Raw genomic sequence first — 16,797 nt, forward strand, 5'->3', positions numbered from 1 at the left:
GGTCTTTGCTGAAGACGACCCATCTAGCGCCCCGTGAAGACCGGGGGGCGCTTTTCCTTGAATGCGGCAGCGGCCTCCTTGCGGTCCCCTGTGGACATCAGCAGAACGAACAGGTCCTTTTCGAGCTTCAGTCCCGCGCGCAAATCCAGCTCCAGGCCGTCGCGAGCGGCCTCTTTCGCATAGGCTGTCGCATTGGCGGGTTTGGCTGCGATACGTTCGGCCAGGGCCTGCACCTCGTCGATCAGGCCCTCGTTCGACACCGCGAGGCGTGAGACCAGTCCAATCCGGAGCGCTTCGGCTGCATCGATCCGGTCCCCGGTCAGCAGCAGATCGAGGGCACGGCCAAGGCCTACGATCCGTGGCAGGCGCTGAGTGCCGCCTCCGCCCGGGATCAGTCCCAGGCCGGTTTCGGGCAGGCCGAAGACGGCATTGGGGGCGGCGACGCGAATGTCACAGGCCATCGAGATTTCCAGACCGCCACCGAGGCAGTAGCCATGTATGGCCGCGATGACCGGCTTTCGGACCCGATCGAGGATCTCGATCCAGCCGGGCGTCATGTTGTTCCTGAGCGCAGGCAGAGATGTCGCGTCGCTCTGGGCCTTGATGTCGGCTCCGGCGCAGAAACCTCGTTCGCCCGCGCCCCGAATGGCGATCACACCGACGTCCGGGTCATTGTCCAGGAGTTCCAGTGCCTGAACTGCCTCACGGCGCAGCGTGGAATTGATCGCATTGATCTGGCCGGGGCGATCAAGGATGACCCAGCCCACGCGGTTGATGCGCTCGACCTGTACCGCGTGTTCGACGGTTCCATCTGCCATGGTTGTCATGCTCCGGCTAATGCGACGGCGGTTCCGTGGGCGTCGGGAAGGTTCAGAAAAAGCGGCGTAGGGTTCGTCATAAGGCGGCTCCAGCAGCAAGCCGTTCCGGGCGGCGATTGGCCATCCAGGCGGCCGCGAAGTGCTTGCTGGACCGGCTCGATCACAATCGACATCAGCGTCGGGTCGAGCGCGTTCGGCACATAGTCCAGTGTCAGCATGGCAAATGTGTACCTGGCACCCGGGACGAGTGGCGCTTTCGAGGCGCGGGGCATTGCTGGTATCGTGCCCTGCGGTCCGGGCCCGAGCTCGCCGGGATGCGGGAAACGACAGGCACTGATATCCTCCGGGACGCGTCTCGAGTGTCGCCTCTTTGGGTGACGCTAGAACAGCAAGAAGAATTCGGCAAGAGAAACGCCGTTCTGGTGTTAGAATATTGCCAGTTGTCGATCGCGGTCACCCTCCTCAGTGGTCGGGCCTGTCGAAGCGCCTTCGCGTCCTGATCCGGAGTCTGCCGTGCGAGCCCTTCTCAGTCTTCAGGCCGGCGGTCCCGATACGCTTTCGATCCGCGAGATTGAGGAGCCAGCTCCGGGGCCAGGTCAGGTCGCCGTAACGGTCCATGCCTGCGGCGTGAATTATCCCGATGTGCTTGTTATCGAGGATCGATACCAGATGAAGCCGCCGCGCCCCTTTTCGCCGGGCAGCGAACTGGCCGGAATCGTTCGCGCTGTTGGAGCAGGTGTCGAGACACCTTCTGTTGGGCAACGGGTGTCGGCCTCGCTGCCGTTCGGGGCGATGGCCGAGGTGGTCGTCGTGCCGGCAAATCGCTGTACGGTCATCCCCGACACCATGCCATTCGACCAGGCCGCGGCGTTTCAGGTGACCTATGGCACAGTCTATTATGCGCTCGTGGGGCGAGGCGCGCTTCGGCAGGGGGAGACCTTGCTGGTTCTTGGAGCGGGCGGCGGCATCGGCCTGGCGGCTGTCGAACTGGGTAAGGCCCTTGGAGCAAGGGTGGTCGCTGCGGCCTCGTCCCAGGACAAGCTGGACGTTGCGCTGGCCATGGGGGCAGACGCGGGGGTGATCTATCCAGGGTCGCTTGACGCGGCCACTGAAGGAAAGGCGTTCACGGAGGCGGTGCGGTCCGCGTGCGGCGGGCAAGGGCCGGACGTCGTCGTTGATCCCGTCGGCGGCGCCTATGCCGAACCGGCATTCCGGTCTGTCGCCTGGCAGGCCCGCTATCTGGTTGTTGGCTTTGCTGCCGGCATACCGTCGATCCCGCTCAATCTGATCCTGCTCAAGGGTGCCCAGATCATCGGCGTCTTCTGGGGCAGCTACATGGCCCGAAGCCCGCACCGCGGCTCGGACGACATGAAGGCGTTGCTGGATCTGTTCGCAGAAGGCAGGGTCAATCCCTTGGTTTCGGAACGTTTTTCTCTGGAGCGCGGGGGGGAGGCGATCGCCCGGTTGGCGTCGCGCAGTGTCCACGGCAAGGTCGTTGCGGAGATTGTGGGTTCTGAAGACAGAATGAGCGACTAGAAGGAGAATGCATCTGGACCGGGTCTGGCGGTCCGTCTAGTCTGCGGTGAAGCAGTATAGGTCTGTGTGGCTTCGCTTTCTGCCCTGTATTCAGGTCGACTGAAAGGCAGGACGGCAGGGCCGCCCGGTAAGGAACGCGAGGCCGGCCACTGTCGCTGTCGGGCATCGCTCCGGCGCTGGTTCGCCCCGTCTGCGCCGAGGATGAACGAATGAACGCGATTGCCGATGTGACTGAAGCAGGATGGCGCACCGGGCCGCGCGACACCCCCATCGCTGCGTTGCGCAGGGCCGTCGCAGCTCATTCCGAAAAGATCTTTCTGGATTTCAGCGGTGAGACTCACACCTACGGCGAGTTTGACAAGACCAGCAACCGGTTCGCCCATTCCCTTCAGGCGCTTGGCCTGATCGCCGGCGCGCCGATCGTCTCGATGCTGGATAACAACGTCGACGCGGTCACCACCTGGATCGCTGCCAACAAAATATCCGCCATCAGCGTGCCCCTGAACACGGCCCTGATCGGTCAGTTCCTGCGCCACCAGATTGAGGACACGGGCGCCAGCATGATGGTGTGCGAGGCTCGTTATCTGCAACGGTTGCTGGATATCGAGGATCAGCTGACGACCCTGAAGACTGTCCTGGTCCGGGGTGCCTTCGAGCCTTCGGCGGAATCGAAGCTGGCCATCTTACCCTTGGACAGTCATCGAGGGGCCGACGCCAGCCCGTTCGACTTGCTGCCCGATCCGGGTGCGTTGAACGCCCTGATCTACACCTCGGGGACAACGGGTCCCTCGAAGGGCTGCATGATCACCGGCAATCAGATGTGCCATTTTGCGCGGATGTTGACACGGTCGGCACCGTTCGGACCGGACGACATCTATTGGACGCCATTGCCTCTGTTTCACATGAACGCGATCGCCACGGGGGTCGTTTCAGTCATGCTGGTGGGCGCAACAATCTCGTTCGCTCCGAAATTCTCGGTCTCGGGATTCTGGCCGGCCATCGAGAAGTCCGGGGCCACAGTGGTGTCGATCCTCGGTTCGCTTGGAACGATGCTGGCGCGCGCTGAAGATAATGACGCGATGGCTCGCTGCTTCGGCCAGGTTCACACGATCAAGGGCAATCCCTTCCCCGAAGAGATCAAGGAAATCTGGCGATCCCGCTTCGGCGCGAAAAACGTCGGATCCAATGTCTATGGTCTGACCGAAGGGCTGTTGACCTCCATGCCGGCCGACGGTGCCTATGCGGAGGGGTCTTCGGGCAAGGCCGCGCCGGAACTTGATGTCAGAATCTTCGACGACAACGACAATGAGGTTCCGACCGGGACCTCGGGCGAGGTGGTCTGTCGGCCGTTGCTGCCGGACATCATCTTCAAGGGCTATTGGCGCCGGCCCGAGGACACGCTGAAGGTCTGGGGAAACCTGTGGTTCCACACCGGCGACATCGGCAAATTCGATGAGAACGGCTTCTTCTATTTTGTGGATCGAAAGAAGGACTACCTGAGGCGAAGGGGAGAGAACATCTCAAGCTTTGAGATGGAGACCTCGATCCTGACCCATCCGGCGATCGAACAGGTCGCGGTTCACGCTGTGCCTTCGAGCCTGCAGGAAGACGACCTGAAGGTGACCGCCAAGCTGAAACCGGGCATGGCGCTTTCAGAGGAAGACCTCTGCCGTTGGCTGATAGAACGGGTGCCCTACTATGCGGTGCCGAGATTTATCGAGTTTCGAGCTGAACTGCCGGTCAATCCGCAGGGCAGGGTGCTGAAATTCCAGCTTCGTGACGAGGGCGCGACCCCGACGACCTGGGACATCGAGACCACGGACATCAAGCCCAACCGCTGACGGCGCATTGAACCGCGCCAGGAGGAATTCCGATGCGACTCCTGTCGTTTGACAATCACGGCACGGCGACTGTGGGCGTGCGCATCGGCGATGAGGTGATTGACCTGTCGGTCGCCGCGCCCGAACTGCCACGCGATATGATTGCGCTGCTTGCGGCGGGCCCGGACGCCCTGTCCGCGGCCAAACAGGCAGCAGCGTCGGCTGGAGCCGGCGCTCGTCGTCCAGTGGAGGGTCTGCGTCACCTGACCCCCATCCAAAGACCGGACAAGATCATCGGCCTGGGCAAGAACTATATGAAGCACGTCGAGGAGATGAAGGCCGATGTGCAGTCCTTTCCCGGGATGTTCCTGAGAGTCCCGGATTCTCTGGTGGCTCACAACCAGCCGATCTGGCGGCCCGAAGCCTCCGACACGCTCGACTACGAAGGCGAACTGATGGTCGTCATCGGCAAGGGTGGGCGGATGATCTCCCGCGAGGAGGCCCTGTCGCATGTGGCCGGCTACGCATGCCACAACGACGGCAGCGTTCGCGCTTACAACTACATCCCCTCGGCCGTGACCGCGGGAAAGAATTTTCTCAACACCGGCGGTTTCGGCCCGGAGATCGTCACCGCAGATGAACTCCCTCCGGGCTGCAAGGGCCTGCGGCTGACGACCCATGTCAACGGCGATCTGCGCCAGAGCGCCGATATCGCGGAGATGCATTGGGACGTCGCCCACCTCGTGCATCTGATGTCGACCATCTTCACCCTGTATCCCGGTGATCTGATCGCGACGGGAACGCCCTCGGGCTGCGCCGCAGGTTCGACCGACCCGCAGTGGCTGGTGCCGGGCGATGTGGTGCGGGTCGAGATCGAGAATGTGGGTGTTCTGACAAACCCGATCGTCGATGCGCCAAGGGTAAGGGGCGACTTCGACGTGCGGCGCTAGCGAACCATCATCAGGCCGCCGTCGACCGCCAGGGTCTGCCCGGTGATAAAGCGCGAAGCATCACTGGCCAGAAAAACCAGCACCGGAGCCATGTCGGAATCCGCATCTCCGAGCCGCCCACCGAGCGGGATCATCATGGCCATGCCGCGGTCGTGCGCTTCAAGCTGTTCGGCCGTCATGCCGGCGCGTGTGGTGTCATACATGGGTGTCCACATCCCCGGCGCGACGGCATTGGCCGATATTCCGTACTGGCCCCACTCCTGGGCGATGGTTCGGGTCCATGCCAGGACTGCGCCTTTCGAAGCGGAGTAGTGTGCGCAACCACGCAGGCCGACCGCCCCCGCCGCCGAAGCGAAGTTGATGATCCGGCCGCCCCTGTCCTTGAGATAAGGGAATGCCGCCTGGTTCGCGATCATCGTTCCCCGGGCATTCACGCCCAGGACCAGATCCCAGTCCTCATCAGTGATATCTTCCGCTGGCGTGTAACGCTGGATGCCGGCCGCTTGGATCAGAACATCCAGCCCGCCCATTGCGGCGACAGCACGGTCAAACGCCGCCCCGGTCGAAGCGCGCGAGGAGACATCGCAGACGTCACAGGTCAGGGACCCCCGGCCTGCGCCGGCGATTGATTCGACGGGTCCCCCGGTGAGGTCCAGGCCTGTCACTGTCGCCCCGGCCGCGGCCAACGCTCTCGCCGCACTCATACCGATCCCGCGCGCGGCACCGGTGACAATGATCCTCTTTCCCGTCAGGGTTCCAGCCTCGGTCATCTGTCGTCCATCCCTGCCGGGCTACCCCGAGCACCAACTGTTTCAGTCACTTCGTAGGCCCGATGTGACGAGTTCACATTCCACCGGGTCATGGTCGGCGTCCCGGGCGCCGGCCCCGGGGCGCGGATGCCCATTCCGGAATTCTTACCCTAGATTTTTATTCTTGCGACAGATTTCCAATTCTGTTTAGCTTCTCCCCAACGCATCACCGTCCGGTAGTTGCGATATGCGGGGCAACAGACCCCCTGGGGAGGTTTCTATGCGATCCAACCACAGCCGGCATGTAGCCAAATTCCTGCGGCGTGGCGGTGCCCTCGGCCTTTTGGCCTGCACAGCCTTGACCAGCCCCGCCTTCGCTCAGAGCGCGCAGGCTCCGCAGCAGACCGACCAACTCGATGAGATCGTCGTCACCGCGCGGCGTACCGAGGAAAACCTGCAGTCGACGCCTGTGGCCGTGACCGCCATTGGTAGCGAGGCCCTGGAGCGGGCGCAGGTCGCGGATGTGACCGACCTTCAGCGTACTGTGCCCAGCCTCTCGATCGCGACCGGAGCTCCGTCGTCTTCCGGCTTCTCCTTTGTCTCCATGCGCGGCCAGGGCAATCTTCAGGCTCTGGTCTCCAACGACCCGGCCGTCGCGATCTATGTCGACGGCGTTTATATTCCGCGCCCGTCCCAGGGTCTGACGGATCTGTTCGATCTTGAGCGCGTAGAAGTTCTGCGTGGACCGCAAGGAACCCTGTTTGGCCGGAACACCATCGGCGGAGCTGTGAACATTCTGACGGCGGACCCCACCGGTGAGTTCGGGGGATCCGTCCGCATCGAGGCCGGCAACTACGACCAGGTTGGTGCGAGCTTCGTCCTCAACGGCGCGCTGTCGGACCGGGTTTCCGGCCGCCTTGCGGCGAGCACCAAGGGGCGCAGTGGTTATGGCCAAAGCATTCCGCTGGGGCGCGATGTCTGGGATCAGGACAGCGACTTCATTCGCGGCAAGCTGAAGTACGAGGGCGAGGGCGTCGAGCTGGTCCTGTCCGGCGACTACAACATGATTGAAGACAATGGGCAGTTCACCGCCCTTAACTCCTTCGCGCCGGAGCTTTTCGGTCCGACGGGATCGTTTGGTGCATTCGGCCTCGGTACGACCTTGACCAACTCGCTGCACGACGGCGGCTGGTACGACACCTATGCGACCGGCTATTTCGTGCCTTCGAGCAATCCGAACTTTGCGGCGCTGCCGCAAGAGGTCAGAGACCTGTATACGAAACCGCTGGGCAACCGTTTGGAAGCCTATGGGTTCGGTCTTAACGCCTCATTCGACCTTGGCGATGTGACTCTGAAGTCCATCACCGGCTTCCGTTTCAGCGACACGGACGGTGTGATTGACACGGACGGGACGCCGGTTCCGATCCTGACGACCTGGGCCGGTTACAACTCTGACCAGTGGTCCCAGGAATTCCAGATCACCGGCGGCATCGGGGAAAGTTTCACCTACATCGCCGGTGTCTATTACTCTGACGAACAGGGTGTGGAGTTCAGCCGTTCCCAGAACTTCGGCTTCCTGCCTTACAACGCCACGACGCGTCCCTATGCCGGGTTCGCTGGCCAGAACATGGCCGATGTGCACAATACCTCGGCCGGTGTGTTCGGCCAGGGCTACTATCAGCTGACTGAGAACCTCAGGCTGGCGGCCGGTCTTCGCTGGACCTGGGACAGTCGCGACACCGAGCTCCATAACTTCTCCACCTGGGGCGTCGCTGCGACCTGCAATCTTCAACGTCCGGACGTCGTGGGTGTCTGTACCCAGACCCAGGAGGTCAAGTTCGACTATCCGGCCTATACCCTGGGCCTCGACTGGCAGATCAACCCGGACATGTTCGCCTACATCCAGACGCGTCGGGCCTCGAAGTCCGGCGGTTGGAACACGCGCGCCGGCGGTCTGCCCGCCTTCGACCCGGAGACCGTCGAGGACCTGGAAATCGGCTTCAAGGCGACCTGGCTTGAGAACCGCCTGCGTACGAACATCGCCTTCTTCCATTCCTGGCAGTCCGACGTGCAGCGTAACGCGGCTGCTCTGACCCCGGCCGGGGCCAGCACCCAGTTCATCGTCAACGCCGGCGATGCGCGGGTTCACGGGCTCGAGTTCGAAGGTGCCTTCCGTCCGTGGACCGGTATGGAGCTGACCAGCAACATCAGCCTGATGGACGGAAGCTACGCCGACGGCTCCTTCATCGAGCAGCAGGCCGTGCCCGGTGTCGGTTTGGCGGGATGCCGGCTGAACACGGCGGGAACGGCGTCGATCTGCCCGGTCGACCGCAGCGGAGAAGAACTGCCGCAGCTTCCGAAGATCCAGTACAACCTGGGTGCCACCCAGGTCGTGCCGACCTCATTCGGTGCGGTGTCCTTCCATGTCGACTATTCCTACCTCGGGGAACAGTTCTTCAATCCGGTCACGCCTTCGCCTTATCAATCTGCGACCACCCAAGGCATCTACGCCGCTTCGAACAGAATCACCCGGACCCCCGGTTACGGCCTGCTGAATGCGCGCATCACGATGGAGTTCGACGCTCAGAACGTCGAGGTGGCGATCTACGGCAAGAACCTTGCCGGCGAAGAATACAGCACGCGTCACTGGGCCGACGTCTATGCCGCTGGTCTCGGGTTTGCGACAGACTTCATCGGCGAGCCGACGACCTACGGCGTCTCTCTGACCCGGCGCTTCTGAGAAAGACCCACTCCTGATGTAACTTGCCGCCGACCGGTCCCCGGTCGGCGGCTTTTTCTTGGGTGCGATGAATCATTAAAAGAGCCGCCATGCTGAGCATGGCGGCCCATTTCTTCGGTGCATCTTCCGGGCCCGTCCGCTGACGGGTCCCGCGCTGGCTCAGGGCGCGTCCCAAATGACATGAACGGCGTCAGGGCCGCGCAGCGAAACGCCACGGATTTCCGGACGAGGCTGGTCCGGATCGAGCCGGAGGTTCGGGAGCCGGTCGAGAAGCAGGCCGACAGCTTCTTCGATCTCGACCTTCGCCAGCCATATGCCGATGCACATGTGAGCCCCGAATCCGAAACCGAACGCGGCCATCTGCTTTCGATCGATGTCGAAGACGTCCGGGTTTTCGAATACGGTCTCGTCCCGGTTCGCAGAGGCTACGCAGGCAGATATGACGGCCCCCCTCGGAATGGTCACCCCCTGCAGGGTGACCTCCGTCTGTGTCTCGCGAACCTTGAAGGTCGTAACAGAGTCGTACCGGACGCTCTCGTCCAGAACCTTCCGCATGAGTGAGCGATCCGCACGCAGCCGTTCCAGAACCTCGGGGTGATCGAACAGGTGGGTCAACATGATCGCGAAGGTGCGGGAGGTGGTCTCGGATGCCGCCGGCAGCATCATTCGGACGAAATTGGTAATCTGGTGGTCGGTGAGTGTGCGCCCTTCGAACTCGGCGCGTATGAGGCGGCTGATCAGATCTGCGCCGGTGGCACCTGATTCCCGGCGCGCCTGAACGGCCGCGAGAGTCGGATCGTAGAGTTCCTGGAAGGCTTGAAACGCGGCACGCTTGGCCTCCGGGTCATTGGCCATTCCGCCCAAAACCTTCAGCGCCTTGCTGGCGAAGAGTTCGAGAGCTGCCGGGTCATCATCCTGGAAGCCCAGGACCGCATAGACGACATGGATCGGGAACATCACGCCGACGCTTGAGACCAACTCAGCCTTCCCAAGCGGGATGAGGGGCTCGATGAAATAGCGCTGGATCAATGGGCGGATATAGGCCTCGCGCCATTCCTCCATGACCGCCGGCGTGAACGAAGGCTGCAGGATACCGCGAAGCTGGCGATGTTCATCGCCGTCCAGACCGGTGATCATGAGCCCGTCGAGGAATTGGCCGAGACCGGTCTCCATAAGAATTCCGCTTGTGAAGGTCTTGGTGTCGCGCAGCACCAGCATGACGTCGGCATGTTTGAAGACCGTGTAGATCGGGCGACCCGTGTCTCCAGCGAAAGAAGCAGCCCCCAGTTCGGCGCAGATGTCGCCCTGCATCACCGGCATGGTGGCGCGGTGCTCGCGATAGATCTGATCGAGATTTCCATCATTGCCCGCGAACAGGGCACCGATCTGGGCGAAACCCTCGGCGAGGTCCTTATTGGGTGTCATCTGGGAGGTGCTCATGGGTCATGCTTTCCAGAAAAGGCCACTCGAGAGGGCGAAAGAGATTTTATATACAGAATGGAATTCCGGAAAAAAGTCCATCAATCCCGGTGTTTCGGTCGATCAATGCCCGTGTATCGCGGCGACCGCGGACGGGTCCGTATAGTCGCGCCAGCGAAGCAGTTTTCCCTCTTCGTCCAGCTCAAAAATGCCTGCTATGGCGAATGCACCAACCTCGCGTCCGTCGGCGGCGACAAGCCGGTCCATTCGTTCCGTGAGGACGACATTGCCGTGAGCGGCGATGTGCAGGGTCTCAACCAGGATTTTCGAATACCCCATAGCGGCTTCGAATTTCGCCCCCAGCGCCAGGGCTTCATCGGCCCCGACGGTTTTTGACAGGCCCATGTTGACCCATTCGGTATCGGCGCGGAACAGGTCGCGGATCGCTTTTTCGAGCGGTTCAGGGCCGTCGGACCAAGCGTTCAGGAACTGGCGGATGATGTCGATCGGCAGTCTTTTCACTGGATGTTCGTCCTTCCAAATTGGGTGCCGGTTTGGCGCTTTCCCGCGCGACTCCAAAGCTGGTTTGCGGCAAGGTGGGCCGACTGCGGCTCTTGCCGCGCTGACCTGACGGAGCCGTCGTGAGCGAACAGATCACAGCTATTCCCCTGACCCGCATCGACGGAGAACTCGACAGCCTGGCGAACCATGAGGGCAAGGTTCTGTTGATCGTCAATGTTGCATCGAAATGCGGTCTGACGCCGCAGTATGAAGGGCTTGAGGCCCTCTATCGAGACAAGCACGCTGAGGGGCTGCAAGTGCTTGCGTTTCCGGCCAACAACTTCAACGGCCAGGAGCCCGGCACTGACGATGAGATCGTGGACTTCTGCAAGACCAGCTACGACGTGACCTTTCCGCTGTATTCCAAGATTAGCGTCAGGGGCGAGGACATCCATCCGCTTTATGCCCGCCTGACGACGAGCAAGCCTGCGGCGGTCGGGGAGGGGCCGATGCGTAAACGTCTGGAGGGCTATGGGATCGCGACGGGTGCGCCGGGTGAGATTGTGTGGAATTTCGAGAAATTTCTGATTGGTCGCGATGGTCAGATCATCGACCGTTTCGCACCTGATGTTGACGCTGCCGATCCTCGATTGGTTGGCGCGGTTGATAAGGCGCTCGCGGAAAGCTGACGTAGCAGTGGGGAAGCGGTGGCGCTGGTAGCCCACCGCGCCTTTCATCAACGGAGCTTGGCCGTGATCTTGGCATGGGGGCCGGAAACCTGAGCGGCCCAGGCCTCGGCGGCGTTCGAGAATTCGAACTCGAGGTAATCGACTTCGAGGGCCTGTTCCTTCTGCATTGCCAACAGTCGCCGCCAGATGGCCTCGCGGTCGGCGGGCGGACGTTGGCCAGTGCCGATGCAGGTCAAGGTGCGGAAGAGGAGATCGCCGATGTTCAGCTCCACGACGCGACCCGCTCCCGTGCCGATCGTGATCAGACGAGCGCCCCATTTGGTCGCCTTGACCGCCGAAAGGAAGGGCTTGCCGAAGACGAGATCCAGCACGACGTCGAAGCCCTCGCCGCCTGACGCTACCCTCAACGCCTCAGTGTCGTTTTCGCCGCCCATGGCCACGACGGCGTCGGCAAGCCCGCGTTCCATGAGCCGGTCAAGACCGGCTTGATTGCGCGCCGCGGCCACGACCTGTCCGGCACCGAGATTTCTCGCCAATTGCAACCCGATCTGTCCAAGCACGCCAGTGGCACCGAGGATCAGCACACGCTCGCCGGGCTGGATCCTTGCGGCCTCCAAAGGGATGAGAATGCCGGTGCCGGCGATGCCCATGGTGATCGCAGTGCGATCATCAATATCGTCCGGGACGTCCCAGACCTCGGCCGAAGGCACAATGGTTCTTTCCGCCCAGGCTCCCCAGGGTGCCAATGATCGTTCGCCGAAATAGACCCGCCGCCCGTCTTCGGCGCGGCCAACGCCTTCGCCCCGGATCACGCAAGGATACTCAACGCCGAGACGATAGGCACCGAGTACGTCCCATCCACCAAGGCCGGCGGTGTCGACCTCGATCAGGACCGAGCCGTCCTGGGCCGTCGGTTCAGGAAAGTCCTGAAGGACCGGAGTGGCTCCGTTCCCGGAGATGACGGCGGCGCGCATGGGCAGGTTTCCTGGTCAGGACGTTGCGAGACGAGCGTCGGCGCATCGTTGGCGATCGACGTGTGCCGCCGCCGTCTTCGATCGGGTCAGAGGAAGATGGCGAGGTTCGGGAAGCCGAGCACGGTCTGATCGATGATGATCTCGCGCCGGGACAGTTTGAAGCTGCCGCCATGGCGGCGCAGCAGGTCGTGCCGAACGCAGCTGAGCATCAGCAGGGTTGTCTCATCGAACCGGCTCCGGCTGCACAGCAGATAGCTTTTCACCTCGAACTCGTCTGGATGGTCCGTGGATTCGACCAGAATGTTCGTCACCAGACGACGGGTGCGCGACGGCGGGTCTTCGGCCCAGGCGCTGCTGGTGTCCGTAATCCGCCCGACGCGGCCGCGGATCGAGGCATAGGTCTCGTCGAAATGCATCACTGTGCGGACGACAGACTCGGCCTGGTGTTTCAGGGAGCGCGTCTGGCGCATCGGGCAGGTGTAGCGAAGATCGATGTCGAGCCGTGCAACCCATTCGGCCAGGCGAATCTCATCGAGCAACCAGGCCTCCTCGTATAGGAACTCGGCGATCTGGTTGTAGACGGGCGAACCGACCGGCACACGGTCGGGACGGAAGGGGGCATCTGATGCGCTGCTGACATCGGTGGGGATGACGGCGTTCATGGTCATGGCGGTGTTATCCTGATGATATCGACGATGGTCAGACGGCGCTGTTCATCAGATCGCGATAGGCCAGCCACCAGTTCCACTGGGTGTCGTCCTTGGTGAAGCCTTCATAGACCAGGGCCGGACCGGGCCAGTCCGGCCGGGGCGGAGTTGTGCAGACGGCCTGGTATTTCATGGTGACGTTGCGGGCGGCAGCACCCTTGGCCGTCTGTGTGATGTGCGGCCAGGTGTCGGAATCGTCCTGTTCCACCATGCCGGACGTGCCGAGCATTCGCACCGCGAACTGCAACGCCTTCTGCTTGTGCTCTTCGGGCGCGTCCTTTTCTGCAAGGATGTAGTTGCAGAACTCCAACTCGTCCGGCCCCTTGGGAATGTAGGTGTGCAGCGAGGTCAGGCCGATGATCTCGCCATCAGGCTGGGGTACGTAGATGAAGGCGATCAGGACGTTGGGGAACATGCCTCCGACCTGGGGCGGGCTGTCGACCAGCAGACTGAGCTGTTCCGGTGTCAGATTGCGCATCAGCTGGGGCAGCATTTCCTTGGTGATGCCCGGGGGCGGCACGATGGCCAGTTTTTCTTCCAGCGTCAGATTGCCGTCCCGGAAACCGGCCGCCTGTTTGAACTTGTTGGCGGCAGGCATGCAGCGAAGGGCGTGCCCCTGAAGCGAACCGACCTCGGTGCCATACATTGAGGTCGTCAAGTCGCCGTCGCCGAACCTGGCGAACTCACCCAGCCAGCGGTGAAGCGTCAGAGTATGGAAGCCGTCGGCGGCCGACTGCTCACAGGCCGTTTTCCAGTTCGCCTTGATGGTAAAGCGCTGGGGCGGGCCGAGAACCTCGAGGCCTCTGTCCGTGCGGCAGAACAGCATGTCGTAGTACCATTTCATTTCGCCGAGGAACTCGTCGAAAGAGGGCCCGTCGAAATTCCACGTCGCGAAGATCAGCCCGCCGTACAGGTGGCTGCGCGCCTGGGTCAGGCCGAGCTTTTCCTTGGGCAGGATGTCGCCATGCATCTTCTCGCCGGCGACGGGCGCGCCAATGAAGTCGCCGTCGTTCTTGAAGGCCCAGCCGTGATAGATGCAGGTGTGCACCTTGGCATTGCCGGCGTCGCTGGTGCAGACCCTCATGCCCCGGTGGGGGCAGACGTTGAGCATGACCCTGATCGAACCGTCTTTCTGGCGTGTGATCAGGACGGGATCGGAGCCCATCAACCGCGTGATGAAGTCGCCGGGGTTGGGTATCTCGCTCTCATGGCCCAGCAGAAGCCATGTTTTCCCGAACACCTTGCGCATCTCGATGTCGTAGAGCTCGGGGTCCGAGATGGCACGAAGCTGTACCTCCCGGGTGTGAATATTGATCAGATCGTCGATCGTCGTGCCATCGGAAAGCGTTGTGCGGGTCCGGTCCAGCATGGGTTTCCTCCGTGGCGATTCCCGCCATTTAATTTTGAACATAGGTGGCATTTTTGTATAGAAAATGCAACTCTTCGATTCATAGAGGAACGACGGACCGCAGGTCCCCGGAGAAGCCCCCAAGGGGCACCCGGCAGGGAGGATGAAGATGAGTTCGGAGGCGATTTCCCATCGCGTCAGGGCCGACCGCAGTGCCTGTTGCGGCTATGGAACCTGTGTTGAGATCTGCCCGGAGATCTACCAGCTGGAGGGCGGGCTGGTGGTTCTGACGACCGATATCGTACCGGCGGAACTGCTGGAGCGCGCCATCGAGGGTGCCGAGTCCTGCCCGCAGTCGGCCATCGTCGTGGAAGAGGTTGCGGGATGAGTGTGCCTCCGGTCGTTGCCAGCGCTTCAGCACCGACCAAGGGAGTGCGAAGGCCGCCCGGCCTGGTCGCGCTCTCTCTGATGGGGGTGCCCCTGACGGCCCTGTCGCTTCCTCTCGTGGTCATGATCCCCGAGCACTATGCGACAGTCCTCGGACTGCCGCTGGCGGTGGTCGGTCTGATCTTCACCAGCGTGCGGGTCTTCGACATCGTTATCGACCCGATGCTGGGTGCGGCTATGGACCGGACGCGCAGTCGTTTTGGACGATACCGCCCGTGGCTGATTTTCGGCGCGCCGGCGCTTATGCTTGCGGTTTATCTGCTTTTCATGGCTGAGCCGGGCGTCGGGCCGCTTTACCTGCTACTGACCCTGACTGCGGCCTTTGTCGGCTGGTCAGTGCTTTCGCTGGCGCAGCTGGCCATGGCTTCAGGATTGGCGACCGGTTACGACGAGCGGTCGCGTGTTTACGCCTGGATCCAGTTTGCTTCGCTACTGGGCATTCTTACCGTCATGGGCTTTCCGATCCTGTTGACCAGGCTCGGGGAAACGGGCCTGGCACCCACCCAACTTATGGGCTGGATCATTATTGTCCTGATGGGTCCTGCCGTCGCTCTCGCCGTGTGGCGGGTTCCCGAAGCCGTCGAGGTCGCCCAACGGCATGTCATCGGCATCAAGGAATACCTTGCTGTTGTGGGTCGGAAGGCGGTGCTGCGGATTACGGCAATCGATCTGCTGTTCGGCCTCGGCTTCGGGACGGCGTCGGCCATGCTGGTATTCTTTGTGACCGCGGCCAAGGGGCTGGATCGCAGTGCCATCGGCATTGTGCTTATCGCCCAGGTCGTCACGGCCATGATCACCGTTCCTGTCGTCGCATGGCTGGCGCGACGTTTTGACAAACATTTCGTTCTCGGAATCTCGGGTCTGCTGGCGGCAGCCGTCAGCATCGCATTCGTCTTCGCTCCCGACCGGAACCTGTTGGCTATGTCGCTTGGAATGATGGGTTGGGGGCTGTCGTTCGGTGCCTTCAATCTGCTGCCGCGCGCCATGATGGCCGATGCCGCGGACGAGCTCAGACTGGATTCGGGTTCGGATCAGACGGGCGTGCTTTATGCCCTTCTGATCAGCAGCTGGAAGCTTGGAGGGGCTCTGGCGGTCGGGCTGTCATTCGCGGCTCTGGCCCTGGTCGGCTACAAGCCCGCCTTGATGTCAGCCAACACGCCCCAAGCCATCGCAGGTTTGGAGTTGGTGTTTGCCGGTCCGTCGGCGGTGCTGTTCGTTATCGGTGCCTGGTTGTCCTTTACCTATCCGCTTACTCGCGAGAAGCACGCCGCGGTCCGCGCTGCGCTTGACCTGCGCGATGCCGGCTCGGAGTCGGTGGTGTGACCCGGCGGCTCGAAGGCAGGGTCGCCCTGATTTCGGGCACCGGCGGCGGTCAAGGTCGGGCGGCGGCACTCCGGTTCGCAGCCGATGGCGCGATCGTCGTCGGCTGCGATGTAAGCGGTGCAGCGGACACCGAGACCGTGCGACTGGTGACTGAAGCCGGTGGGGTCATGACGACCATGGTCTGTGATCTCGGCGATCCTGCGGAAGCACAGGCATGGGTGGATCGGGCGGTATCGGATCACGGTCGGATCGACGTTGTCTACAACAACGCCTCAGCGGCGAAATTCGGTTCGATCGCAGATCTTTCCATCGAGGACTGGCGGTTCACGATCCGTAACGAACTCGACCTCGTGTTCCTGACAACCAAATTTGCATGGCCGCACCTCGCAAAACGCGGCGGAGCGATCGTCAACGTCGCCTCGACCGCAGGATGGCAAGGTTCGCGGGGTAATGGCACGGTCGCCCACAACGCCACCAAGGGCGGCGTAATCGCCATGACGCGACAGATGGCGCTGGAGGGCGCGCCACTCGGCATTCGCGCCAACAGCATCAGCCCTGGCTTCATCATAACCCCCGGCACGCGTGCCTTCGCCGAGAACCCGGCCGTTCGAGCTCAATTGACGAACAGCATTCCGCTCGGCCGGCCTGGTGAGCCCGAGGACGTTGTCGGCATGGCCGCCTTCCTGGCCAGCGACGAGGCCGCCTTCATCACCGGCGCTGACATCATCATCGATGGCGGTACCACTGCCTGCTAGCGAACCGAAAGACTGAGGATC

General features: G+C 62.3%; 16 protein-coding genes. 8 read left to right on the forward strand and 8 right to left on the reverse strand.

Annotation, left to right across the window (positions count from 1 at the left end; genetic code table 11):
* Window positions 1–23: 23 nt before the first annotated feature.
* A complete protein-coding gene (locus tag Q0053_RS09035; protein WP_298099072.1) occupies window positions 24–818 on the reverse strand; it encodes an enoyl-CoA hydratase-related protein in 795 nt (264 codons plus the stop codon).
* A gap of 5 nt (window positions 819–823) precedes the next feature.
* Window positions 824–1,036 (reverse strand): hypothetical protein, encoded by a 213-nt coding sequence (locus tag Q0053_RS09040; protein WP_298099075.1) that lies wholly within the window; start codon window positions 1,034–1,036, stop codon window positions 824–826.
* Window positions 1,037–1,331: 295 nt separating this feature from the next.
* On the opposite strand from Q0053_RS09040, the gene Q0053_RS09045 reads away from it, so the two are divergent.
* From Q0053_RS09045 to Q0053_RS09055, 3 genes are all read left to right on the forward strand, one after another.
* Window positions 1,332–2,354: an NADPH:quinone oxidoreductase family protein gene (locus Q0053_RS09045; RefSeq protein WP_298099078.1), complete on the forward strand. Its 1,023-nt coding sequence runs from the start codon at window positions 1,332–1,334 to the stop codon at window positions 2,352–2,354.
* A gap of 209 nt (window positions 2,355–2,563) precedes the next feature.
* Complete coding sequence (locus tag Q0053_RS09050) at window positions 2,564–4,195, forward strand: AMP-binding protein (protein WP_298099081.1); 1,632 nt, start codon at window positions 2,564–2,566, stop codon at window positions 4,193–4,195.
* 32 nt (window positions 4,196–4,227) lie between these two features.
* Window positions 4,228–5,124, forward strand: a complete 897-nt coding sequence (locus Q0053_RS09055; protein ID WP_298099083.1) for a fumarylacetoacetate hydrolase family protein — start codon at window positions 4,228–4,230, stop codon at window positions 5,122–5,124.
* Here the strand turns inward: Q0053_RS09055 and Q0053_RS09060 are convergent.
* Complete coding sequence (locus Q0053_RS09060) at window positions 5,121–5,894, reverse strand: SDR family NAD(P)-dependent oxidoreductase (RefSeq protein ID WP_298099086.1); 774 nt, start codon at window positions 5,892–5,894, stop codon at window positions 5,121–5,123. The two genes, Q0053_RS09055 and Q0053_RS09060, sit on opposite strands and share 4 nt — an antisense overlap.
* Window positions 5,895–6,153: 259 nt before the next feature.
* Here Q0053_RS09060 and Q0053_RS09065 point away from each other — a divergent pair, with 259 nt between their 5' ends.
* A complete protein-coding gene (locus tag Q0053_RS09065) occupies window positions 6,154–8,613 on the forward strand; it encodes a TonB-dependent receptor (RefSeq protein WP_298099091.1) in 2,460 nt (819 codons plus the stop codon).
* A gap of 159 nt (window positions 8,614–8,772) precedes the next feature.
* Here Q0053_RS09065 and Q0053_RS09070 read toward each other — a convergent pair whose 3' ends face one another.
* Together Q0053_RS09070 and Q0053_RS09075 are read right to left on the reverse strand one after the other, a co-directional pair.
* Window positions 8,773–10,053 carry a cytochrome P450 gene (locus Q0053_RS09070; RefSeq protein ID WP_298099094.1) on the reverse strand — a complete coding sequence of 427 codons (1,281 nt, stop codon included), beginning with the start codon at window positions 10,051–10,053 and terminating at the stop codon, window positions 8,773–8,775.
* A gap of 102 nt (window positions 10,054–10,155) precedes the next feature.
* Window positions 10,156–10,554, reverse strand: coding sequence for a limonene-1,2-epoxide hydrolase family protein (locus Q0053_RS09075; protein ID WP_298099096.1), 399 nt, complete (start codon window positions 10,552–10,554; stop codon window positions 10,156–10,158).
* A 119-nt stretch (window positions 10,555–10,673) separates the two neighbouring features.
* On the opposite strand from Q0053_RS09075, the gene Q0053_RS09080 reads away from it, so the two are divergent.
* Window positions 10,674–11,222 (forward strand): glutathione peroxidase, encoded by a 549-nt coding sequence (locus Q0053_RS09080; protein ID WP_298099098.1) that lies wholly within the window; start codon window positions 10,674–10,676, stop codon window positions 11,220–11,222.
* A gap of 47 nt (window positions 11,223–11,269) precedes the next feature.
* Here Q0053_RS09080 and Q0053_RS09085 read toward each other — a convergent pair whose 3' ends face one another.
* The 3 genes from Q0053_RS09085 to Q0053_RS09095 form a co-directional block, all read right to left on the reverse strand.
* The gene (locus Q0053_RS09085) at window positions 11,270–12,196 is read right to left on the reverse strand and encodes a zinc-binding dehydrogenase (RefSeq protein ID WP_298099100.1); all 927 of its coding nucleotides are present in this window, start codon (window positions 12,194–12,196) and stop codon (window positions 11,270–11,272) included.
* Between the two features lie 86 nt (window positions 12,197–12,282).
* Entirely contained in the window at window positions 12,283–12,864 is a 582-nt protein-coding gene (locus tag Q0053_RS09090; protein ID WP_298099103.1) for a 3-phenylpropionate/cinnamic acid dioxygenase subunit beta, read from the reverse strand.
* A 31-nt stretch (window positions 12,865–12,895) separates the two neighbouring features.
* Complete coding sequence (locus tag Q0053_RS09095; protein ID WP_298099105.1) at window positions 12,896–14,272, reverse strand: aromatic ring-hydroxylating dioxygenase subunit alpha; 1,377 nt, start codon at window positions 14,270–14,272, stop codon at window positions 12,896–12,898.
* A gap of 142 nt (window positions 14,273–14,414) precedes the next feature.
* Between Q0053_RS09095 and Q0053_RS09100 the strand changes: the two genes are divergently transcribed.
* The 3 genes from Q0053_RS09100 to Q0053_RS09110 are packed head-to-tail and all read left to right on the forward strand — an operon-like array spanning window position 14,415 to window position 16,776.
* The gene (locus Q0053_RS09100; RefSeq protein WP_298099108.1) at window positions 14,415–14,639 is read left to right on the forward strand and encodes a ferredoxin; all 225 of its coding nucleotides are present in this window, start codon (window positions 14,415–14,417) and stop codon (window positions 14,637–14,639) included.
* A complete protein-coding gene (locus tag Q0053_RS09105; protein ID WP_298099109.1) occupies window positions 14,636–16,021 on the forward strand; it encodes an MFS transporter in 1,386 nt (461 codons plus the stop codon). The genes Q0053_RS09100 and Q0053_RS09105 overlap by 4 nt, the downstream gene beginning before the upstream one ends.
* The gene (locus Q0053_RS09110) at window positions 16,018–16,776 is read left to right on the forward strand and encodes an SDR family NAD(P)-dependent oxidoreductase (RefSeq protein WP_298099112.1); all 759 of its coding nucleotides are present in this window, start codon (window positions 16,018–16,020) and stop codon (window positions 16,774–16,776) included. Before Q0053_RS09105 ends, Q0053_RS09110 begins: the two co-directional genes overlap by 4 nt.
* Window positions 16,777–16,797: the final 21 nt, after the last annotated feature.

This window comes from Brevundimonas sp., from assembly GCF_027487935.1.
Classification (GTDB): Bacteria; Pseudomonadota; Alphaproteobacteria; order Caulobacterales; family Caulobacteraceae; genus Brevundimonas.